The sequence below is a fragment of the Pontibacter sp. CAU 1760 genome, from assembly GCF_054482735.1.
The window spans coordinates 162,223-184,558 of the sequence record NZ_JBTLRL010000005.1 but is presented as its reverse complement, the minus strand read 5'-3'; the positions used below and the strand labels follow the sequence as shown (position 1 = coordinate 184,558).

General features: G+C 51.6%; 22 protein-coding genes. 17 read left to right on the top strand and 5 right to left on the bottom strand.

Translation table 11 applies throughout. The annotated features are described in order from the left end of the window. Nucleotides 1–21: 21 nt before the first annotated feature. Both ACXYMU_RS09185 and ACXYMU_RS09180 read right to left on the bottom strand, forming a co-directional pair. Complete coding sequence (locus tag ACXYMU_RS09185; RefSeq protein WP_458986081.1) at nt 22–642, bottom strand: trimeric intracellular cation channel family protein; 621 nt, start codon at nt 640–642, stop codon at nt 22–24. A gap of 113 nt (nt 643–755) precedes the next feature. Continuing rightward, a complete protein-coding gene (locus ACXYMU_RS09180) occupies nt 756–1,451 on the bottom strand; it encodes an SIR2 family NAD-dependent protein deacylase (protein ID WP_458986080.1) in 696 nt (231 codons plus the stop codon). Nucleotides 1,452–1,628: 177 nt separating this feature from the next. Here ACXYMU_RS09180 and ACXYMU_RS09175 point away from each other — a divergent pair, with 177 nt between their 5' ends. Both ACXYMU_RS09175 and ACXYMU_RS09170 read left to right on the top strand, forming a co-directional pair. Further along, nucleotides 1,629–2,075: a LexA family protein gene (locus ACXYMU_RS09175; protein WP_458986079.1), complete on the top strand. Its 447-nt coding sequence runs from the start codon at nt 1,629–1,631 to the stop codon at nt 2,073–2,075. A 6-nt stretch (nt 2,076–2,081) separates the two neighbouring features. Next, complete coding sequence (locus ACXYMU_RS09170) at nt 2,082–3,359, top strand: Y-family DNA polymerase (RefSeq protein ID WP_458986078.1); 1,278 nt, start codon at nt 2,082–2,084, stop codon at nt 3,357–3,359. 373 nt (nt 3,360–3,732) lie between these two features. On the opposite strand, the gene ACXYMU_RS09165 is transcribed toward ACXYMU_RS09170, so the two are convergent. Together ACXYMU_RS09165 and ACXYMU_RS09160 are read right to left on the bottom strand one after the other, a co-directional pair. After that, on the bottom strand, nt 3,733–4,437 hold the full coding sequence (locus tag ACXYMU_RS09165; RefSeq protein ID WP_458986077.1) for a DsbA family oxidoreductase: 705 nt from the start codon (nt 4,435–4,437) through the stop codon (nt 3,733–3,735). A 62-nt stretch (nt 4,438–4,499) separates the two neighbouring features. Next, the gene (locus ACXYMU_RS09160) at nt 4,500–5,132 is read right to left on the bottom strand and encodes an NAD(P)H-dependent oxidoreductase (protein ID WP_458986076.1); all 633 of its coding nucleotides are present in this window, start codon (nt 5,130–5,132) and stop codon (nt 4,500–4,502) included. A 116-nt stretch (nt 5,133–5,248) separates the two neighbouring features. Here ACXYMU_RS09160 and ACXYMU_RS09155 point away from each other — a divergent pair, with 116 nt between their 5' ends. From ACXYMU_RS09155 to ACXYMU_RS09105, 11 genes are all read left to right on the top strand, one after another. Continuing rightward, nucleotides 5,249–5,668: a winged helix-turn-helix transcriptional regulator gene (locus tag ACXYMU_RS09155; RefSeq protein ID WP_458986075.1), complete on the top strand. Its 420-nt coding sequence runs from the start codon at nt 5,249–5,251 to the stop codon at nt 5,666–5,668. 263 nt (nt 5,669–5,931) lie between these two features. Beyond that, nucleotides 5,932–6,555, top strand: a complete 624-nt coding sequence (locus ACXYMU_RS09150) for a hypothetical protein (RefSeq protein WP_458986074.1) — start codon at nt 5,932–5,934, stop codon at nt 6,553–6,555. 291 nt (nt 6,556–6,846) lie between these two features. Next, entirely contained in the window at nt 6,847–7,581 is a 735-nt protein-coding gene (locus ACXYMU_RS09145) for a pentapeptide repeat-containing protein (RefSeq protein ID WP_458986073.1), read from the top strand. A gap of 50 nt (nt 7,582–7,631) precedes the next feature. Beyond that, nucleotides 7,632–8,078 (top strand): hypothetical protein, encoded by a 447-nt coding sequence (locus ACXYMU_RS09140; RefSeq protein WP_458986072.1) that lies wholly within the window; start codon nt 7,632–7,634, stop codon nt 8,076–8,078. A gap of 310 nt (nt 8,079–8,388) precedes the next feature. Further along, on the top strand, nt 8,389–9,267 hold the full coding sequence (locus tag ACXYMU_RS09135; protein WP_458986071.1) for a helix-turn-helix domain-containing protein: 879 nt from the start codon (nt 8,389–8,391) through the stop codon (nt 9,265–9,267). Between the two features lie 63 nt (nt 9,268–9,330). After that, a complete protein-coding gene (locus tag ACXYMU_RS09130; RefSeq protein ID WP_458986070.1) occupies nt 9,331–9,912 on the top strand; it encodes a DapH/DapD/GlmU-related protein in 582 nt (193 codons plus the stop codon). Between the two features lie 12 nt (nt 9,913–9,924). Further along, the gene (locus tag ACXYMU_RS09125; RefSeq protein ID WP_458986069.1) at nt 9,925–11,013 is read left to right on the top strand and encodes an alpha/beta hydrolase; all 1,089 of its coding nucleotides are present in this window, start codon (nt 9,925–9,927) and stop codon (nt 11,011–11,013) included. A gap of 91 nt (nt 11,014–11,104) precedes the next feature. After that, nucleotides 11,105–11,512, top strand: coding sequence for a cupin domain-containing protein (locus ACXYMU_RS09120; RefSeq protein ID WP_458986068.1), 408 nt, complete (start codon nt 11,105–11,107; stop codon nt 11,510–11,512). A gap of 62 nt (nt 11,513–11,574) precedes the next feature. Then, nucleotides 11,575–12,039, top strand: coding sequence for a cyclophilin-like fold protein (locus tag ACXYMU_RS09115; RefSeq protein WP_458986067.1), 465 nt, complete (start codon nt 11,575–11,577; stop codon nt 12,037–12,039). Between the two features lie 8 nt (nt 12,040–12,047). Next, nucleotides 12,048–12,713: an NAD-dependent epimerase/dehydratase family protein gene (locus tag ACXYMU_RS09110; protein WP_458986066.1), complete on the top strand. Its 666-nt coding sequence runs from the start codon at nt 12,048–12,050 to the stop codon at nt 12,711–12,713. An 88-nt stretch (nt 12,714–12,801) separates the two neighbouring features. Further along, on the top strand, nt 12,802–13,257 hold the full coding sequence (locus ACXYMU_RS09105) for a GNAT family N-acetyltransferase (protein WP_458986065.1): 456 nt from the start codon (nt 12,802–12,804) through the stop codon (nt 13,255–13,257). Nucleotides 13,258–13,398: 141 nt separating this feature from the next. Here the strand turns inward: ACXYMU_RS09105 and topA are convergent, their stop codons facing one another. After that, nucleotides 13,399–15,849, bottom strand: a complete 2,451-nt coding sequence (topA, locus tag ACXYMU_RS09100) for a type I DNA topoisomerase (RefSeq protein ID WP_458986064.1) — start codon at nt 15,847–15,849, stop codon at nt 13,399–13,401. Between the two features lie 163 nt (nt 15,850–16,012). Here topA and ACXYMU_RS09095 point away from each other — a divergent pair, with 163 nt between their 5' ends. The 4 genes from ACXYMU_RS09095 to ACXYMU_RS09080 all read left to right on the top strand — a co-directional run bounded on the left by ACXYMU_RS09095 (nt 16,013) and on the right by ACXYMU_RS09080 (nt 22,318). After that, nucleotides 16,013–16,507 carry a SixA phosphatase family protein gene (locus ACXYMU_RS09095; protein ID WP_458986063.1) on the top strand — a complete coding sequence of 165 codons (495 nt, stop codon included), beginning with the start codon at nt 16,013–16,015 and terminating at the stop codon, nt 16,505–16,507. Nucleotides 16,508–16,606: 99 nt separating this feature from the next. After that, nucleotides 16,607–17,356, top strand: a complete 750-nt coding sequence (locus ACXYMU_RS09090) for a ParA family protein (protein WP_458986062.1) — start codon at nt 16,607–16,609, stop codon at nt 17,354–17,356. A 148-nt stretch (nt 17,357–17,504) separates the two neighbouring features. Next, a complete protein-coding gene (locus tag ACXYMU_RS09085; protein ID WP_458986061.1) occupies nt 17,505–21,770 on the top strand; it encodes a HAMP domain-containing protein in 4,266 nt (1,421 codons plus the stop codon). Beyond that, nucleotides 21,770–22,318 carry a chemotaxis protein CheW gene (locus tag ACXYMU_RS09080; RefSeq protein ID WP_458986060.1) on the top strand — a complete coding sequence of 183 codons (549 nt, stop codon included), beginning with the start codon at nt 21,770–21,772 and terminating at the stop codon, nt 22,316–22,318. Before ACXYMU_RS09085 ends, ACXYMU_RS09080 begins: the two co-directional genes overlap by 1 nt. Nucleotides 22,319–22,336: the final 18 nt, after the last annotated feature.

Genomic DNA, 22,336 nt, shown 5'->3' with positions numbered 1-22,336 from the left:
ATTGGTGTGTAAGCGGTTTACTTATTGCCGGAGCCTGTTGAACTTCGGCAAGCTTAGGTTATACTTCAGGGCGACCAGGCGGATGAGGATGATGAGCAGCACCGAGACGATGAAATTGGTGTTTCGCTCGATGTGCAGTTGCTCCATGCCGAGGTAAAACGTAGCGCCCATCAGGCAGGCACTGGCGTATACCTCTTTCCTAAACAGTACGGGGATTTCGTTGGTGAGGATATCGCGGATCACGCCGCCCATCACCGCCGAAAACATGCCCATGATGGCCGCAATCTCAGGGCTTACCCCCAGGCTCAGGGCCTTTTCGGTGCCCACAATCGTAAAGAGCGAAATGCCCAGCGTGTCGAAAAGCAGGAAGGTGCGACGCAGCCGGATGAGGAATTTATAAAACAGCCCGGTGCACACAATGGCCGCGATGATGGTATACAGCAGCGTGATGTCCTGCACCCACACCAGCGGGTAACTGCCCAGCATGATGTCGCGGAGGCTGCCCCCGCCAATCGCCGTTACAAAGCCCGTGAACCCAGCACCGAACCAATCCTGCTCGCTGTCTTTCTCGCTCACGGCCAACGCCCCCGACATGGCAAACACTACGGTGCCCAGTATCTCAAGTATGTATTGTATGCTCACAGGCTTCTAATTTCCGGCAAGATAGGGGAGGCGCGCTACAAGCCCAAGTTTGTCACTTCCCAATGCCCAGCCACTGAAGCAAGGGGAGGGTATGGCGGGCTGCCTGGCAGGTGTCAGCAATACTGCTCACGCAGAAGCTGCGCCACCTTCAGCATGCCAGTGCTGGCTTTCTCCTCGAAGCGATGCAGGTTGGGGCGGTGGCACACAGCAGGCTGGCTGGGGTCTACCACCAGCACGGGCACATGCTCCGGCACGTAGTCCACCAGGCCAGCGGCTGGGTATACCACCAGCGAAGTGCCCACTACCAAAAAGATGTCGGCCTGCATGGCTTCTTCCATGGCCTGCTCCATCAGCAGCACGGGCTCCCCGAACCACACAATGTTGGGCCGAAGCTGTGAGCCGCGTTCGCATTTGTCACCTTTGTTCAGCTCCCACCCGTTCATGGGGTATACCAGCGAGGGGTCCAGGGTGCTACGGCTCTCGAACAGCTTGCCGTGCAGGTGCACCACGTGGCTGCTGCCCGCGCGCTCGTGCAGGTCGTCTACGTTCTGGGTGATGATGCGCACGTCAAAGTCCTTCTCCAGGTCGGCCAGGGCCAGATGCCCGGCGTTGGGCTGCGCGCCGTGGGCGTTTTTCCGGCGCTGGTTGTAAAACTCAAGCACCAAATCCGGGTCTTTGCGCCAGCCCTGCGGCGAGGCCACCGCCATCACATCGTGCCCTTCCCAAAGGCCGTTGGCGTCACGGAAGGTCGCGATGCCACTTTCGGCACTGATGCCGGCACCCGACAGTACCACTACACGCTTTTTCATGCTTGCTCTAACTATTGTACCCTTTGCTATACCCTGCTTTGTGCGAGGTGTTTCACTCCGGGCAATTTTACGAAAATAGCGCGAGGGTTCACGAAACAGGCATCCTCCAAAAATTAAAATACTAAATTATTTAGCATAAAATATAGCCAATACTAATTTTATTCGTAAAATAGCGGTATGGAAGCAGAAGTTACATTGATAGCGCACCCCGAGGTGATGCAATTGCAGCACATGACGGCGCACCACCTGTCGTTGTTTTCGTCGGCGGTTCGTGCCGGTTTTCCGAGTCCGGCAGCAGACTATGAGGCGGAGCCCATCGACCTGAACGCCTACATCACCAAAAACCCGACCTCCACTTTTCTGGCCCGCGTAGAGGGCGATTCGATGATCGGGGCACACATTGAGCCGGGGGACTTGGTGGTGATAGACCGTTCCGTGAAACCGAGCAGCGGCCGCATTGTACTGGCCTTTGTAGCCGGTGAGTTCACCATCAAGCGCCTGATGCTGAAGCCCGACGGGGCTTACCTGGAGCCGGAGAACCCAAACTACAGCAGCCTGAAAGTGAGCGAGCCGGACATGGGTATGATCTGGGGCGTGGTGGTAGGCGTGGTGAAAAAGGTATAGCTGCGGATGAAGACGACACGATTTGCCCTGGTAGACTGCAACAGCTTTTATGCTTCGTGCGAGCGGGTGTTCCGGCCCGAGCTGAACGGCAGGCCCGTGGTGGTGCTCAGCAACAACGACGGCTGCGTGATCGCGCGCTCCAACGAGGCGAAGGCCCTGGGCATTAAGATGGGCACGCCTTATTTTGAGGTGAAAAGCCTGATAAAGAAAGAGGGGGTGGAGGTGTTCAGTTCCAACTATGAGCTATATGGCGACATGTCGCGGCGCGTGGCCAACACGCTGGCGCAGTTTACGCCTAACCTGGAGATTTACTCCATCGACGAGTGTTTCCTGGACCTGAGCCACCTGAAGCCGGAGGAAGAGCAGGCCTATGGCCAGCAGATCCGGCAAACGGTGCTGCAGTGGACGGGCATCCCGGTGTCGGTGGGGATAGCCGGCACCAAAACGCTGGCCAAGGTAGCCAACAAGCTGGCCAAAAAATACGCCGGTGCCGATGGGGTCCTGACGCTGCAAAGCGAGGCCGAGATAAGCCAGGCGCTGCGGCATACCGAGGTGGGCGATGTATGGGGCATTGGGCGACAGCACGCCAAGCGGCTGCAGCAACTGAACGTGCACACAGCCTGGGACCTGAGCCGGATGCAGGCGGGCTGGGTGAAGCAGCACATGGCCGTAACGGGGCTGCGCACCTTGCTGGAACTGCGCGGCAAGCCCTGCCAGGAACTGGAACTGGAGGCGCCCGCTAAAAAGAACATCTGCACCTCCCGCTCGTTCGGCAGGCCCCTTACCGAGCTGAAAGACATTGAAGAAGCCCTCTCGACGCATACCGTGCGCTGCGCCACTAAGCTACGCCGGCAGGAGAGCTGCGCCACCAGCCTGACGGTGTTTCTGATGACCAACCGCTTTGCCGTAACCGAGCAGGTATACTGCAACAGCCGCACCATGCAACTCAGCAAGCCCACCTACAACGAGCTGGAGTTGGTGCGCCACGCTCTGCACCTGCTGAAAGAGATGTTCAGGCCCGGCAAACGCTACGTGAAAGTGGGCATCATTTTAAACGACCTGGTGCCGGCCACCCAGGTGCAGCTAGACCTATTCAGCCAGCAAAACGACGAGAAGCACAGCCAACTCATGAGCACCCTGGATACTCTGCGGAACCGTTTCGGGCACCAGGCGCTGAAGTATGCCGTGCAAGGCGAGGAGGAGGCCCCCTGGAAACTCAGGAACGAGCATACCTCCGCCTGCTATACCACTGACCTGGAGGGGCTGCTGAAAGCGAGGCACTAAATAAACGTTAACAATCACAGAAGCTTGCTGCAAGTTTTAGCGATATCGTCCTATAGCTGTTTTTCCGCTCCACGCCCGCTGGGGCGCGTTTTTCCGCTCGGCGCTGTGTAGTTAAAGCTGCCCTCGCTCCGCTGCGGGCTGCCTCACTGCGTGCGGCACCGCAATACCTACAAGGCGTCTCCCAGAAAAACTGGAAATAATATTGCTTTAATCATACAAAGAGCAGTGCTTGAAACTGTGGAAAACTGTTTTTCATAATATGATCCGTGTAGATTTCCAAGTTCACATTAAGGAAACAAAAACAGCTAAAAAAAAACGCCCCTTGCGCTAAAGTAGGGCAAGGGACGCAGGTATATATAGACTATAGGAAAAATCAGCAGCCATCTACGCCGCAGCTGGCCCCCTCGCCGGTAAGGTCCTGCAGGGCAGGTGCCGGGGTAATTTGCTGGAACACGCTCAGGAAGGTGTCGGCAGGTTGGGCGCCGCGCACCAGGTACTGGTCGTTGATGATGAAGGAGGGCACGCTGGTAATGCCTGCGGACTGGGCGAACTGCTCCATCTCACGTACTTCCTGCTTCCCTGCCTCGCTTTCAAAGAAGCCTGCCAGCCTCTCAGCCGGGATGCCCTGCTCCACACCAATGCGGGTCAGCACGGCGGGGTTGTTCATGTTCTCGTTGTCGGTGAAGTAGCTCTTGAACAGGGCTTGCGCCACTGTCACCTGCACGCCATACTGGCCAGCCAGCCAGATCAGCCGGTGCCCGTTAAAGGTGTTGTGGATGGGCATGTCATCGCCGAAGTTAAACGTGATGCCCTCGGCGGCACCATCGTTTGTCAGGCGCTCGTCCATCACGCTTACCTGCGGCAGAAAAGCCTCCCCGTAGTTCTTCTTGAAGTACTCCTGCCGCGTCATGCCGTCGGCGGGCACGTTGGCGTTCAACTCAAAGGCTTTAAAACTCAGGTCGAACGCGTAGTTGTCAGCCACTGCGTCCATGGCCTTTTTCAGGCGACGCTCCCCTACGTAGCACCAAGGGCAGTTAATGTCCGAAACAATGTCTATTTTGATTTTCTGCTTTGTCATCATTCAAATTTAAATAAAACCGCCGGCCACACAGAGGATATGGCCGGCTGGTGTACTTGGTGTTACAGCTGCACAAAGAACTTGCTCTTGTCTCTCCTCACTTTCGGAAGCGGGGCAAGCCAGTCGTTCTCCACATCGCGGAAGCCAAGCGGCAGCATGGTGACGCTGCGCAGGCCTCTTTCCTTCAGGTTCAGCAACTCGTCCAGAGCGGCGGCATCAAAGCCTTCCATGGGGGTGGTGTCCACCTTCTCGGCGGCGGCGGCCACCAGGGCGGTGCCCAGGCCAATGTAGGTTTGCTTGGCAGCCCATGCAAAGTTCTCCTCAGGGGTGTTCTTCTCGGCAATCTGCAGCAGCGTTTGCTTAAAGTCGTTGAGTTGCTCTACCGGCATCTTGCGCACCGTGGCCATCTCGTTGATGTACTCGTCGATATGGGCAGGCGTGATGTTATCCCAGGCAGCGAAAACCAGCAGGTGCGAGCTCTCCACGATCTGCGGCTGGTTCATGGCAACCGGCTGAATCTGCTTGCGCAACTCCGCATCCTCGATCACGAGGACAGAGTAGGGCTGCAGGCCCATCGAAGAGGGGGCCAGGCGGATGGCCTCGAGGATGTTCTCTAGTTTTTCGGCAGGCACGCGTTGGCCGTTCATGCGTTTGGAGGCGTAGCGCCACTCCAGTGCGTCTAAAATATTATTCATGGCAACAGAACAGATAAAATAATGGTATTGTTTCAGTACTAGGTTACTTTTAGTAACTCAAAATTATTCCTAAATTTCAGGCCAGTCAAGTAGGCACACCAAATATCGTAAGGAACATGGCAGTAACTATTCGTGAGGATCAGCGCGTTAAGGCGCAGAAAAAAATGCAAACAGGGCCCAAGCAGCTGCCGGAGGCAGAGGCGTGTTGCCCGGTAAAAGACATTCTGGCCCGCTTCGGCGACAAGTGGTCGATGTATGCCATCCTAAAGTTGGGGCAGGAGGAGCGCCTGCGTTTTAACGAACTCAAGCACCTGATCACGGGCATCTCGCAGCGCATGCTCACAGTGACGCTACGCTCTTTGGAAGAAGATGGCCTGGTGAGCCGCACGGTATACCCCGAAATCCCGCCAAGGGTGGAGTACCGCCTCACTGAGCTGGGCCAAAGCCTGTTGCAGCAACTCCTGCGGCTGGCTGACTGGGCTACTGTTAACCTCGGTGAGATACAGGAAGCCCGCCGACGGTATAACCGGAAGTAACAGCCGAAGAGGCAGTGGAATAGATAATATATACCATCAATAAGATAAAGGTATTAGGTAATACTTTCTTATCTTGATGTAAGATTAGGGTTTACACACGGATGGGTATTAGGAATAAAGCAAATGTTTCAAAACAATCATCAGGCAGGCGAAACCACCTCCATACATAGTGCAGATAAGCGTATGTTTACGCTTTCGAGGTAGTTAGGCTGAATAAGAGTTACAGAACCATAGAAACCAAACCATAGAAACACTACCCTTATATGAAAACAAAACTACTGTACCTGCTTTCCTTTGCGGCAGCACTAACCTTAACTGGTTGCCCAAATCCCTGTATCAACGGGCTTCCACTATACAATTTTCAGATTACAGCTCACTTCTCTCCTGAGCAGGACAGCATACAGGTAGGTGATACGCTCTACCTTGTTTCTGAATTCGAGAAAAGGCTTAGACCTAACGGTTCACAGGATGTTGTCGATTACTCGAACGCAAACATAAACGGCAGCTTATCTGTAATTGAGTTAGTTCCCAATCAGGAATTTGCCACAGATGCGGTTTTCAGCTTTGACTATGTCTCTTTGGGTGGGCAGATATACAACTCTCGTGAAATACCAAGACCTGATGGTGTCCAGCAGTTTATATATCAAGAATTAGCTGACAGATACCTGCTTAAAATAGCGTTTATTCCCAAGAAGAAAGGAATATACGGTTTAGGAATTCTGACCGTGGCGAGCAAAGGCAGGAGCGGCAGCGATGGCTGTGATAATGCTTCGTTCAAGACAGTTGTAACCAATGATGACATCAATGACCACTATCGGCGGGAGGGGTTTATTGGACTAACTGATTCACCACAGCCTGATAACGGCTTTTATTTCAAAGTTTATTGATATTCACTATAGGGTTTGTACCCCAGGCTTTGATAGGAGCAGGTGTTTTATTTCTCATATTGTAAGAGTAATACTTAGCCTAACCACGCCTATAATATAGCTAAGCCACATTATAGGCAAGTCCGTTGTACTGCATCTGAATGAAATAAGTCCCAGTCTCTTTATCAACTAATAATGAAAAATCTGAGCTTAAAGTACTGGATTAAACACGAATTACCGCAGTATAATGTTATTCTTTTCTTCAGTATTCTCTCCTTTCTAAGTCTGATTATAATTATATTCTTAGATAAGTTGGATACAGAATTCAGCAAACATGATATACTAGTAGAAGCACATGGATTGATCTTCGATTTATTTGTATTCGGTATCTTAATTACTGTATTTGATTTCCTAAGAAATAGAAGGGAAAGTCGTTCTCGTTATAATGAAGAAATACAGGACTTATTAGGTTGGGAAAGCGATGAAGCTAAAGTAAAAATACTTGCTAGACTTAAAAGATTATATGAATTAAGACAACGCCGTTTTTTTCTTTCAAAGGCTTATCTAAAGAATGCAGATCTATCAGACTATGACCTTACAGACTCTATTCTAGTCTTCGCAAATATCAAAAGTGGTTCATTTATTAGGAGCAACTTAAAGAATGTTAAATTAACAGCTTCAAATTTACAAAAGGTCTATTTTACTTCTGCTATCCTAGAAAATACTGACTTATCCCATACAAATTGTAAAGGCGCTTTTTTTACAGATACTGATCTAATAAATACGAATTTTGAAAAAGCAGATTTGAGAAAAGCCAGTTTCCAATGTTGCTACTATGAACATGTAAATATGAAAGGTGCTTTAATTGAAGGTGCCTGTGTAGACGATTTACATTGGTTAGACAATTTGGAGAAGACAGGAACCAAGGGTATAAAAGAGTTGAAACAGGATTACATGATTAACTCCAACTCTCTAGTAGATAAAGATGGAGTTGCCACCTACAGAATAGAAAGAATAAAACCTGCACACAACAACTACAGTGCTTAAATGCACCATTGCAAAGGCATTATACGGTAATAAAATTATAAAAAAGAGAAATGAGAAAACTGTTTACACTCACCTTCCTTTTGACACTAATAGTAACAATTTCCTTTGCTCAAGGAATAGAACCTTTAAAGCTAACCGAAGAGGAAGTTTCTGAAGACTACATAAGGAGTGAAAATATACTCTGCAAATCTACCCAAGCAGCACTCTTCTATAAGAGCCCAGAAATGTATTCTATGATGTTGGGAGACGTGGTTGAGAAAGGTTATCAATCTTATGAGAAGAAAGGTGACAAAGGCACTGTGCTCTACTTCATCTTTGATAAAGATATGACTGATAATGCTTTTATACCTGGCCTACTTTGGGGTAGTGTGGGCAAACCAACCAAAGCACATCCTGAAGAATATATCGCAAAAGGAAACACCTTGGTGATTTGGAGCTTTGACAAGGACAGCACCATCAAGAAACTATCAAAAGAAAAAGTAGCTAAGGCTCTGTAGAAACGAATGTGTGAAAAATATCACCATACAACAAAGTTCACAGTTCAGGCTGCGGCTACGCCTTGCCCGTACTATGCACGAGAACGTTGCGGAATATAACAATAATGAAAAATGGTCTTCCTGCGATTCTGCTGGTTTCAATGATAGTGGGAACTTCCACAGCCAGTTGATGAGAAAAAAGGACCATTTCTCTCTAATTATTGGTAGCTGCTTTATACATTTTACAGCCTTATCGTTGTTCGTAACCAATACGCGCTGATAGAAAGCTACGTTGTAACAGTTCCTGTTTTGATTTTCTTAACTTTACTGTATGGATAGTAAAAATATGCGACAGGTTTCAGCGTTCAACAACGAATTAAAGTTGAAAGGCTTTAATGTGTTTCAAATAGAAGCAGATGGCAGCGCTACAAAGACGTATAGCCGAAAGGATTTCTACAAAATATGCCTGACCACAGGGAAAAGTAAAATCCATTATGCGGATAGAAGTTTTGAGCAGGAAGGCACGATTTTGTTTTTCGGCAATCCGCACATCCCTTATTCCTGGGAGACTATTTCCACTACCTATGTTGGCTATACGGTTCTTTTCTCCGAAGACTTTTTTAGCGCATCGGACCGTTCGGAAAGCCTGCAAAACTCTCCCTTGTTTAAAATAGGCGGTACACCGGTTTTAAACATCGATGAAGGGCAACGGTTGTTTCTCAATTCCATTTTTCAGCGAATGATTGAAGAGCAGAAGAGCGACTATGCTTATAAAGATGACCTTATCCGCAATTACATCAACCTGATCATTCATGAAGCTCTCAAACTTCAGCCTTCAGAAAGCCATCAGCAGCACCAGAATGCTGCGTCCCGCCTTACCTCCGTGTTCCTGGAGCTCCTGGAGAGGCAGTTTCCTATTGAGAGCATCGACCGGCCGCTGCAACTGAAAACAGCCCAGGACTATGCGGCTGCGCTGCATGTGCATGTCAACTACCTCAACCGTGCAATCAAAGAAGTAACAGGGAAGTCTACCACCACCCACATCACCGAGCGCATTGTGAGCGAAGCCAAGGCGCTGCTTCAGCATACATCCTGGAACATTGCCGACATTGCCTACGCACTGGGTTTTGAATACGCCACTTACTTTAACAACTTCTTCAAAAAACTAACGGGCACAAATCCCAAATCGCTAAGAGCGAAGAAAGTTTGAAATTCTTAATGATTGGTTTGATAGTCTTTATGAGTTGGGGCCGTAATGTAGGACCTTTACGCTATGGTATCAAACCCAAACAACAAAAGCATATTTGAACGCCTGCGTAGTGGAGAAACAATTGCTGCGCATGACCCCAAAGCGTATCAACTTCGGGAGGCTTCATTCTCTACCAAGAAGTTGTTGATTCAACTAAACAACTCTTTTGATCCGGCAGAAATCAGAGACCTGCTAAGCCAAATTACGGGCTCTCAAATTGATGAGAGCGTCACCGTGTTCACGCCTTTGTACATTAACTATGGCAAGAACACCACGATTGGCAAAAATGTCTTTATCAATTTTGATTGTGTGTTCCTGGACTTGGGCGGAATCACAATCGAGGACAATGTACTGATTGCTCCAAAAGTCAGCCTACTCTCAGAAGGCCATCCCATTTCCCCTCATGAAAGAGCCTCCCTTGTTCCCGGACCTATTCACATCAGGAAAGGGGCTTGGATTGGTGCGGGTGCAACGATACTTCCTGGTGTAACTGTTGGAGAAAATGCTGTAGTAGCAGCAGGTGCTGTTGTTTCCAAAGATGTTCCTGCAAATACGGTTGTTGGCGGCGTGCCTGCAAAAACACTCAAAACAATTGAGTACTCATAAATAACTAGCCCAATGAAGAAGATAACACTCATAACGGCTTTGTCCTTTTTACTGATAGGGCATGTCTTTTCTCAAACAAAGCAAAAGAAAGAAGTCATGAATAACGCAGCGCAAACAGAACACTACACCTTTAAGCTAAGCGACAAGGTGACAAGACAGGTCGTAACATTCAAGAACCGTTATGGAATTACATTGGCAGGCGACTTGTATTTGCCAAAAAGCAGTGGGAAGCAGCCTTTAGCGGCACTTGCCATTAGCGGACCTTTTGGAGCGGTAAAAGAGCAATCATCAGGACTGTATGCCAACCAAATGGCAGAGCGAGGTTTTGTTGCGCTCGCCTTTGACCCTTCTTATACCGGCGAAAGTGGTGGTGAACCAAGAAATGTGGCATCACCCGACATCAACACGGAGGATTTCAGCGCAGCTGTCGACTTTTTAGGATTACAGAAAAGTGTAGACAGAGAACGCATCGGCATCATCGGCATTTGCGGTTGGGCCGGCTTTGCACTTAATGCTACTGCCGTTGATAAGCGGGTAAAAGCGGTTGCTACCACCAGCATGTACGACATGTCACGGGTGAACGCTGAAGGTTATTTTGGATCGCTGACGCCGGAGCAACGAACGAAGATGTTGACAGAAATGAGCTTGCAGCGTTGGGAAGATGCAAAGGCAGGAACGCCAAAATACCCTGAAAATGGATTAGGGCAGACCAACGAAAAATCACCCCAGTTCGTGAAAGAGTATTACGATTATTACAAAACTGAAAGAGGCTTTCACCCGAGGTCAATCAATTCCAATGCCGCCTGGTCAGCAACGAACACCTTGTCTTTTATGAATATGCCACTCCTGACATACGTTAAAGAAATAGCGCCAAGACCGGTGCTGCTGATTGCAGGTGAAAATGCACACTCCCGCTATTTCAGCGAGGATGCCTACAAGGCCGCAGCGGAGCCAAAAGAGCTGATGCTTATTCCGGGTGCAGTCCACACCGATTTGTACGACAGGCTCGATACAATCCCTTTTGATAAGCTGACATCGTTTTTTACCAAACACCTGCAGGGATCTCCGTCAAACAAAACGGCAAAGGCAGTTGCTAATTAGTAGTAAAGATCGGCACGTAATGAAACAGTTATTATTCAGCCTTGCTGCAGCCTGTGTCATAGGTACAGGCTGCGGTGATAAAGAATCTGCGATGGAAAACGATCAAATAGTCGAAAGCATTTTCCCGAGAGGAGAAAAAGGGGCCGTAGAAACCTTTACAGGCAACGCTTACAATTTTCCCCTGGTAGAGAATGACAGCATTTATAACATGGTTGTAGGGAATGTCTACTTCGAACCGGGTGCACGGAGTAACTGGCACACCCATCCTTCAGGACAAATTCTCATCATTACCGACGGTGTGGGCTATCACCAGATAAAAGGGCAAGCGGTGCAAACCATCCGCAAAGGCGATGTGGTGAAATGCCCGCCCAATGTGGCGCACTGGCATGGCGCCAGCGCCGACACAGGCTTGCAGCAACTCTACATCGTTCCCAACACAGAAAAAGGAGTGGTAAACTGGCTTCAGCCGGTAACTGATTCAACGTACAATAGAGAGTAGAAGTGCTTGGCTTGCAAAGCGCATCAGCCAATAACAGGTATAGACATACAGAGGCATACAGCATGAAACAATTGCTCTTCATGGCATTTTTTGCAGTCTCACTTCTCAGTTGTGCGGCTTGTAGTAAAGATGCTACCCCGGGAGATAAAAACAGCGATAACATTACAGATCCAACCGGAAGTAAAATGAAGGTTAAAATAGGTGACAGTACATTTACTGCGACATTGTATGACAATGCTACAACAGCAGCATTCAGATCCATTTTGCCATTAACAGTAAATATGGTAGAACTGAACAACAATGAAAAGTATGCTGACTTGCCCCGCAGCCTGCCAACCAATGCAGCCAATCCGGGAACCATTCAAAACGGTGACCTAATGCTATACGGTTCTTCCACCTTAGTGCTGTTTTATAAAACATTTCCTACTTCCTACAGCTATACAAAGCTCGGCCGCATGGATGATGCAACAGGGCTTGTTGCTGAACTGGGAAAAGGTAATGTAACGGTGACATTTGAACTAGAGTGAATGTAGCGATGAAAGTCATTATCACAGGAACAACCGGTATGGTGGGCGAAGGCGTTTTGCTGGAATGCTTGGCAAACCCAGCAATCACAGACGTGTTAAGTGTTAGCCGTAAACCGATACATACCAAACATCCAAAGCTGAAAGAATACATTGTAGCGGATTTCACTACATTAAAAGAGGCAGATAAAAACCTGGAAGGGTATGATGCCTGCTTCTATTGTGCGGGGGTAAGCAGCGTGGGTATGAAAGAACCCGAATACACCCGGATTACCTACGACACAACTATGGCCTTCGCCAAAACGCTTCATCCCAAGCAACAGATGACTTTTGCATTTGTCAGTGGCGCCGGAACAGATAGCAGTGAACGGGGAAGACAGATGTGGGCACGGGTAAAAGGCAAGACAGAAAATGCTTTGATGAAAATGCCTTTTAAGCAAGTTTTTGCTTTTCGTCCGGGCTTGATGAAGTTTACCGAAGGGCAAAAAAACCTGTCCAAAACACAGAAGTTCATGTCGTGGGTTTACCCGGTTTTCAATGCCGTCTTTCCAAAAACTGCAAACACCATATGCCAATTGGGGCAGGCGATGATTTATGCAGCGCAAAATGGCTATGAAAAGAAAGTAGTGGAAGTAAGCGACATCAGGATTTTAGCGGATAGGGCGACGAAGCAGTGACAGTAGGTTTATTCAGCAGCGGATCCGGGCGAAGCGCTCAATGAAAATCCCGCCTTCGGCAATACCTGACCTTTGCAACACACTATATATGAAACTCCGGGAAGCTACCATCAGCGACATCAGGCAAATACAAATTGTCCGGCATTCGGTAAAGGAAAACATCCTTTCAAATCCAGAGCGGGTGACAGACGCCGATTGCGAAGAGTTTATTACCAAAAGAGGGAGGGGCTGGGTTTGTGAACTTGACGGCCTGATAGTGGGGTTTGCCATTGCAGACTTGAAAGACAATAACATTTGGGCTTTGTTTGTGAGGCCCGAATTTGAAGGCTGTGGGTATGGGCGTCGGCTGCACGAAGTAATGCTCGATTGGTATTTTGCGACCGGAAAAGACAGGGTTTGGCTAGGCACATCGCCTAACACGCGGGCGGAAAAGTTTTACCTGCAAATGGGTTGGAGAGAAATTGGCCTACACGGTGACAATGAGATTAAATTTGAAATGACCAGAGCAGATTGGCTGGGAAAGAAGAACGGTGCTTACTCTTAAAACAAGAAGTGCGGCAGGCAATACGATGGAAATGGATAAGACCGTGAACCAGGTATAACTCAGGAAACAAAAGCTATATAAAAGCAGCAGCCACTCCCTGACAGGAAATGGCTGCTGCTTTTTGGGTATGAGGGAAATCCGTTACGCCTTCTTCTTCGGGGCGGCCTTTTTGGTACCGGCAGCTTTCTTGGCAGTCGTGGTTTTAGCCTTTGCTTTGGCGGCTGGCTTCTTCTTCTCGGCGGCGGGCTTGTCGGCATCCGCTTTTTTCTTGAAGCCACCGCGGCCCTTTTTCTCCGGCGTGGCCTCGGCCAGGGCAAGGCACTCCTCCAACGTCAGCTCCGCAGGCTCTTTGTCCTTCGGTATCTTCACGTTCTTTTTGCCAGCCACAATGTAGGGGCCATAGCGCCCGTTCAGCACCTGAATGTCCGGGTTTTCTGGAAAGCTCTTGATCAGTTTCTCGGCATCCGCTTTGCGCTTGGTCTCAATCAGGGCAACGGCTTCCTCGGCGGTTACCTGCAGCGGGTCAAGGGTTTTCGGCAGCGAGTAGAACTTGCTGTTGTGGCGGATGTATGGTCCAAAACGACCGATGGCGGCGGTCATATCCTTGTCTTCAAAAGTGCCTACAATGCGCGGCAGTTTAAAGAGCTCCAGGGCGTCTTCCAGGGCCAGGCTTTCAATGAACTGGCCTTTGCGCAGGCTCGCGTATACCGGTTTCTCGCCGGTTTCCTCGTTCTCTTCACCCAGCTGCACGTAAGGGCCATAGCGGCCCAGCTTGGCGATGATGGTTTTGCCCGTAGTGGGGTCTATACCTAATTCCCGTGCACCGGATACGTCGGCGCGGTTAATGCTCTCGCTCGACTCGATGCGCTCATGGAATTTTTGGTAGAACTGGTCCAGCATGGTTTCCCACTCTTTCTGGCCGTGCGCAATCTCATCGAACTCAGCCTCCACGCGGGCGGTAAACGAGTAGTCGATCACGTTCGGGAAGTGCTCCACCAGAAAGTCGTTCACCACCATGGCCGTATCCGTCGGGAACAGCTTAGCCTTCTCGGCGCCTGTTATCTCGGTTTTGGTCTGGGTGTGGATGGTGTCGTTTTTCAACGTGAGCACCTGGTACTTGCGCTCCTTGCCATCGCGGCTGTCCTTCTCCACATACCCGCGTTTCTGGATGGTGGAAATGGTAGGCGCATAGGTAGACGGACGGCCGATGCCCATTTCCTCCAGCTTCTTCACGAGGCTGGCTTCGGTATAGCGGGCAGCGGGGCGCGTAAAACGCTGCGTGGCCAGCATCTGGCGCAGGGTTATACCCTGCCCAATGCTCAGTGGCGGCAACATGCCTTTCACATCATCGTTGGCGCCTTCCTCGTCCTCGTCGTCTTTCGACTCTATATATACTTTCAGGAATCCCTCGAACTTGATCACCTCGCCGGTAGCCTGCAGCTTCTGGCTGGGCTGGGTGGAGATGCCGATGGTCACGGTTGTTTTCTCGATCTGCGCATCCGCCATTTGCGAGGCAATCGCACGCTTCCAGATGAGCTCGTAGAGGCGCTGCTCGTTGCGGTCGGAGCTGGCTACCATCTGCGAGAAGTCGGTCGGGCGGATGGCTTCGTGCGCCTCCTGCGCCCCGGCAGACTTTGTTTTGAAATGGCGCACATTCACAAAATCCTCCCCAAAAGCACGCTTGATCTCATTTGTTGCCCCTTGAATGGCGTCTTGAGACAGGTTCAGGGAGTCAGTACGCATGTACGAGATCTTACCGGCCTCGTACAGGCGCTGTGCCACCGTCATGGTCTGGGCCACAGAGAAGTAGAGCTTTCGGCTGGCCTCCTGCTGCAGGGTAGAGGTGGTAAACGGAGGAGCCGGGCTGCGCTTCAGCGGCTTTTTCTCCAGGTTCTCGATGGTATAATCCGCGCCCAGGCAGTTTTGCAAAAAGGCCTGCGCTTCTTCTTCTGTTTTAAACTTAGCCGGAAGTTCTGCCTCCAGCGTCTTGCCCTGCACCTCAAAGTTAGCCGTGATGCGGAACGATGACTCTGCCTGGTGCCGCTCGATCTCGCGCTCGCGCTCCACCACCAAACGCACCGCCACCGACTGCACACGTCCGGCAGACAAACCTGTCTTGATTTTCTTCCAGAGTACCGGAGAGAGCTCAAAACCTACCAGGCGGTCGAGGATGCGGCGGGCCTGCTGTGCGTTTACCAGGTCCATGTCGATGCCGCGTGGGGTGCTGATGGCATTGAGAATAGCGTTTTTGGTGATTTCGCGGAACACGATGCGGCGCGTTTTGGCGTCGTTCAGGTTCAGCGCCTCGGTCAGGTGCCACGAAATAGCCTCTCCCTCGCGGTCATCATCCGATGCGAGCCATACCACTTCGGCTTCCTTGGCCAGCTTGCGTAACTGCGACACTATTTCCTTTTTGTCGCTGCTCACCACGTAGGTCGGCTTAAAGCCATGGGCCACGTCGATGGCGTTGTTGTCTTTCGGAAGGTCGCGTACGTGCCCAAAGCTAGACTTAACTACAAAGTCTTTCCCCAGGTAACCTTCGATCGTTTTCGCCTTGGCAGGCGACTCTACTATGACTAAGTTTTTTATCATGCTTTCATTTTGCAGGCGAATCAGGCCAGGTTGGCCCAAAGTTCAGGCTTTTTTTATGACAATTACAACTTCATACGGAGAACATAGGTTAAACAAGACGCAAAAAAGCGGAACTTTATTTATATTCCAGCTTCTTAAGCAATCCTGTCACCTTTTACTTTTTATGCAACGAACTTTACTTCTTTGCCGCCACGCCGAAACATTTGACCCATACCCGCTGCAGCCGGATTTTGAGCGGGAGCTGACACCCCACGGCGTGCACCAGGCAAACCAAACAGGCAAATGGCTGCGCGAAAACTTTGTGAAGATTGACAAACTGCTGGCTAGTCCGGCTACACGCGCCGGCATGACCGTCCGTATTGTGGCCGGGCGGCTCTACTTCGACGAGGAACGGATCACATACCTGCCCGACCTGTACAACGCCCGCGAGTCGCAGTTGTTGCAAATACTTAGCCTGCTGCCCGACCACGTGAGGCAGGTGCTGCTGGTGGGGCACAATCCCGGCATCACGAAACTGGCCCGCGAACTGACCGAACAGCAGATCAGTTACCTCGAGCCCGCCGACGTGCTGGCCATTACGCTGCCCCTCGAAAAGTGGGAAGACATTTACGTGCAGACAGGCAGGGTGGTGGGCCATAACAAGGAGCAGGTGCTCTAACTGGCTGCCCTATACCATCAATAAAACTTAATTCATCTGACAGATAGCCCGCAGGGTATGATCCGCAGTAATCGGCCATACTCCTAAGCAAGAGATTACATGGCAAAAACAAAGGTAGTAGCCGTTATTAACCAGAAAGGCGGCACCGGCAAAACCACCACCACCATTAACCTGGGCAGTGCATTGTGCAAGCTCGGCAAAAAAGTACTGCTGCTCGACCTGGACCCGCAAAGCAACCTTTCGTACTCGTTGGCGGTAACAGGCCCCGAGGCTACGCTGGCCGACGTGTTTGAAGGCACGAAAAGCCTGCAGGAGATTGTGGTGGGCAAAGATGGCCTATGGGTGGCACCGGGCTCAAATGAACTGGTGGACGTAGAAATCTCGCTGGTGACGCAACCCGAGCGGGAGCAGTTCCTAAAAACCATGCTGCAGGGTATAAAAGGGTATGATTATGTGTTGATCGATTGCCCGCCGTCCCTGTCGGTGCTGACGCTGAATGCCCTGACGGCTGCCCATGAGGTACTCATACCCCTGCAAATGGAGGTACTGACCTTACAGGGGGTCGACCAGATCCTGAACACGGTGGAGAAAGTGCGCAAGGCGTTTAATCCGCAGCTCAAGATAAAAGGCATTGTGGTGGTGATGTATGACGTGCGCCGCAAACTGAGCCAGGAAGTGCTGGAGTACCTGCACGAGAATGTGAAAGAGAGGATCTTCGAGAGCCAGATCCGGATGAACGTGAAGCTGGCCGAGGCACCCTCGTTTGGCAAAAGCGTGATTGACTACGATGCGTCCTCAAACGGAGCAAAAGATTATATGGCACTGGCCTCAGAGTTCATCAGAGCATAAGCATTCGTGCGGGAAAGCTCTGATTTTATTCATTGTGTTTTTTGTCTAAATTGCACTCACTTGTCATTCTGCGATCAGCCCATACAGTGGTATAAGCCACTGCAGCGTAACCCAGGATGCAGCGATACTATTCCAACCCAAACAAGATATGGCCTTAGGTAAAAACTTGAAGTTGAGCAAAGAGAAGCTCATCAGTGATGTGGAAGCCAAAGAAAAAGATGTAAAGGGCTCTGCCGCAAACGCAAAAGAAGATGCCAAGGCATCGGCCCAGCCTGTAACGGATACACCCGCAAAGCCTACCAAAGCGTCGCAAGCCGAAAAGCCAGTTCCAGCACTCGTGTCGCAGAACGGCACCAAGGCCGATGGGGAACAAAGAAAAGACAAGGCAGCAGCTACTAAAGCAGAGCAGCTTGCCAATAGCCCTGAGTATATCTCAGAGCAGCTGAACAAGGTGCTCTACGCCCTGGATGCCTTTAAGAAAGGTGATATTTCCGTGCGCCTCACCAAGCAGAACGACGACCTTTTTGCGGAGATCGCAGAAGCCTATAACTCCATGGTGGAGATGATCGGTGGGGTAGGCGGCGAGGTGTCGCGTATCTCGAAAGTGGCAGGGGTGGAAGGAAACTTGAAAGCGCGGGCCTCGGCCGAGAACGCCTCCGGTTTCTGGAAAGACATGATCAACAACATCAACGGCCTCGTGGATTCCATCGCGGTGCCGGTACTGGAAGTAGGCAAGGTGTTGAAGAACATCTCACGCGGTAACCTCGACGAAACCTTCCAGATCCCGGTATCGGGCGACTTCAAGGTGATGGCCGAAACCATCAACCGCACTATCGACAACCTGAACCTGTTTGCCGGCGAGGTAACCCGCGTGGCCTTGGAAGTAGGTACCGAAGGTAAATTGGGCGGACAAGCCTCTGTGCCGAACGTGGCCGGTATCTGGAAAGATCTCACCGACAACGTAAACACCATGGCCTCTAACCTGACGGCCCAAGTGCGCGACATCGCCAATGTGGCAACCGCCGTGGCGAAAGGTAACCTGACCCAGAAGGTTTCGGTGGATGTGCGCGGAGAGTTTGCCCAGCTGAAGGACAACGTGAACCAGATGGTGGACTCGCTGAACGTGTTTGCCGATGAGGTAACGCGCGTGTCGCGGGAAGTGGGTACCGAAGGGAAACTAGGCGGCCAGGCCAAGGTGCCGAACGTGGGCGGGGTATGGAAAGACCTCACCGAGAACGTGAACACCATGGCCTCCAACCTCACCAGCCAGGTGCGCGACATCGCCAACGTGGCAACCGCTGTGGCCAAGGGCGATTTGACCCAGAAGGTAACTGTGAATGTACGCGGCGAGATCGCCGACCTGAAAGATATCATTAACCAGATGGTGGACTCCCTGAACGTGTTTGCCGGGGAAGTAACCCGCGTGGCGCGTGAGGTAGGAACAGAGGGGAAATTGGGAGGACAGGCCAACGTGCCGAAAGTGGAGGGAACCTGGAAAGACCTGACCGAGAACGTGAACCTGATGGCGGGCAACCTGACAGCCCAGGTACGCGACATCGCCAACGTGGCTACCGCGGTGGCCAAGGGCGACCTGACCCAGAAGGTGTCGGTGGACGTGAAAGGGGAACTCGGCGAACTGAAGGATATCCTCAATGAGATGGTGGACCGCCTGAATGTATTCGGTGCGGAAGTAACGCGTGTGGCGCGCGAAGTGGGTACAGAGGGTATACTCGGTGGCCAGGCCAACGTGCCGAACGTAGCCGGTATCTGGAAAGACCTCACCGAGAACGTGAACTCCATGGCCTCTAACCTGACCAGCCAGGTGCGCGACATCGCCAACGTATCGACGGCGGTAGCGAAGGGCGACCTGAGCCAGAAGATTACCGTGAATGTGAAAGGCGAACTGGCCGAGCTGAAAGTGAACCTGAACCAGATGGTGGACTCCCTCAACGTGTTTGCCGGGGAAGTAACCCGCGTGGCGCGTGAGGTGGGTACAGAGGGCAAGCTGGGCGGACAGGCCAAGGTGCCGAACGTGGCGGGGGTATGGAAAGACCTCACCGAGAACGTAAATACCATGGCCTCCAACCTCACCAGCCAGGTGCGCGATATCGCCAATGTGGCAACTGCGGTGGCCAAGGGCGACCTGACCCAGAAGGTGTCGGTGGACGTGAAAGGAGAATTAGGAGAACTAAAGGAGAACATCAACCAAATGGTGGACTCCCTGAATATATTCGGTGACGAGGTAACCCGCGTGGCCCGCGAGGTAGGTACCGAGGGCAAGCTGGGCGGACAGGCGAACGTGCCAAACGTAGGCGGAACCTGGAAAGACCTGACGGACAACGTGAACCTGATGGCCAACAACCTGACCAGCCAGGTGCGGGATATTGCCAAGGTAGCCACTGCTGTAGCGAAAGGCGACTTAACGCAAAAAGTGTCGGTAGAGGCACGTGGGGAAATCCTGGACCTGAAGGAAAACCTGAACCAGATGGTGGACTCCCTCAACGTGTTTGCCGATGAGGTAACGCGCGTGGCGCGTGAGGTGGGTACCGAGGGCAAGCTGGGCGGCCAGGCCAACGTGCCGAAAGTGCGCGGAACCTGGAAGGAACTGACCGACAACGTGAATACCATGGCCTCTAACCTCACCAGCCAGGTGCGGGATATCGCCAAAGTATCGACGGCGGTAGCGAAAGGCGACCTGACCCAGAAAGTAACGGTGGACGTGAAAGGGGAGATGGCCGAGCTGAAGGAGAACATCAACCGCATGGTGGACTCGCTCAACATCTTTGCCGGCGAGGTAACCCGCGTGGCCCTGGAAGTAGGTACCGAGGGCAAGCTGGGCGGCCAGGCCAACGTGCCGAACGTGGCGGGGGTATGGAAAGACCTGACGGATAATGTGAATACCATGGCCTCTAACCTTACCACGCAGGTGCGCGGCATTGTGAAAGTAGTAACCGCCGTATCGAAAGGTGACCTGACCCAGAAGCTGACCCTGGAAGCCAAAGGCGAAGTGGCGGAGCTTGCCGATACCATCAACACCATGGTGATCGACCTGAACCGCCTGGCGGGAGAGGTAAGCCGGGTAGCCCGAGTAGCTGGTGTAGAAGGCAAACTGACCGAGCGCGCAACCTTGCAGGGCGTGGGCGGCAGCTGGAAAGAGCTGGTAGATACCGTGAATGATCTCCTGGAGTCTATTGTGACGCCGATGCTGGATGTATCGCGGGTGGTAAGAGCAATTTCGGAAGGTGACCTCACCCAGAAAGTGGAGGTGCAGACAGCCGGTGATATCATGGATATGGCCAATGCCCTGAACCTGGCGGTTGACAACCTGAACGCACTATTAGGAGAAATAAACGATTCTTCGCTTGTGGTGGGCACTTCTTCGGAGGAGATGGCCACCAAAGGGCTGGACATGAACAAAGTAACGCTGGATGTGGCCCTGGCCATGCAGCAAATGGCAGAGGGGGCACAGAACCAGGCCCTCAAGACAGACCAGGCTTTTAAGCTGATCGAAGAAATCATGAAGACCACGAAAGACACCGCGAACCGTGCGGAGGTGGTGAATAAATCGGCTTTGCTGGGTGAGCAAAGCTCCCAGACGGGTCTTAAGACAGTGGCCGAAGTGGTGCGGAACATGGAAGAGATCTCCAGCTCTGCCGTGCTGACAGCCAAGACCATTGAAGTTCTCAGCACCCGCTCGCAGGAAATTTCCCGTTCCCTGGGCGTTATCACGGATATTGCCGCGCAGACCAACCTGCTGGCTCTGAACGCTGCCATCGAGGCGGCCAGGGCAGGGGATGCCGGCCGCGGTTTTGCCGTGGTAGCCGAGGAGATCCGCAAACTGGCGGAAGGCTCCCGCAAATCGGCCAGCGAGATTGCCACGCTGGTGGAGGACGTGAAGAAAGACACGGCCTCTGCGGCCACGGCCATCTCCACCATGGAGAGCCGGGTATCGAAAGGGAAGAATGCTACGTTTGAGGCATCCGGTGCCTTTAAAAACATTGCTTCCTCCAGTGGCGAGACCCTGCGCACTGCCCAGGACATCCTCACGGCAACAGAGATCCAGAAATCCTCTATCGGAGACGTGGTAAAATATGTGGAGGAAGTGGTGGCGATTGCGGAGCAAACAGCCTCTGGTACACAGCAGGTGGCCAGCACCGCCAAGCAGCTTTCCACCTCCATGCAGGAACTGACGTCTTCGTCTCAGGAACTGAACGACATTGCCGCCGACCTGCAGATCAGTATCTCGGCCTTTAAGTTAGTGGATGGTAACCTGGTGTTCAGCAATGGCAAGAGTCGGCGTATGACCTCTATCCCGCCTCAAAAGCTTGTTGCCGTTGCCACAGGAAACAACCGACTGGCGACAAGCTCCCAGAAACGCAACATGGGCAATGGCACTGACAGCAACGCAAGATAATGGCACAGCTTAAAGACGAGGAAGACAAGAAGAAGGGGCAGTCGGCAACAGGCCAGCAGGTGACAGAAAACCCGCTGGAAACCCAGATGATGCACCTCATTGTGTTTAAACTGGGGGTGGAGCATTATGCCATCAAAATAGAGCAGGTAAAGGAGGTAACCGTTACGCCGGAGGTAACCCGTATGCCGCGCACGCCGCACTTTGTGAAGGGCGTGGCAAACATCCGCGGAGACATTATTGCGATTATAGACCTGGAGGATCGCTTCCAGATCAGGCCTGCGCCGCTTGCTGAAGCCGGAAGCCCCCACCTGAGCTATACACTGGTGATTGAAGCCAAGGATTACAGCATTGGGGTGGTGGTAAGGGAAATGCCGCAGTCCCTGAACCTGCCAACATCCAAAATAGACAAAGCGCCTTCTTTCCTGCAAGACGTGAACATCAGCGAAAACTTTATTGAAGGCCTCGCCAGGATAGACAGCCGCCTTATCATCGTGCTGGACATGCACAAGATCCTGACGCAGGATGAGGTAAATGAAATTTCGAAATAAAGGCATTTGACAAATAAT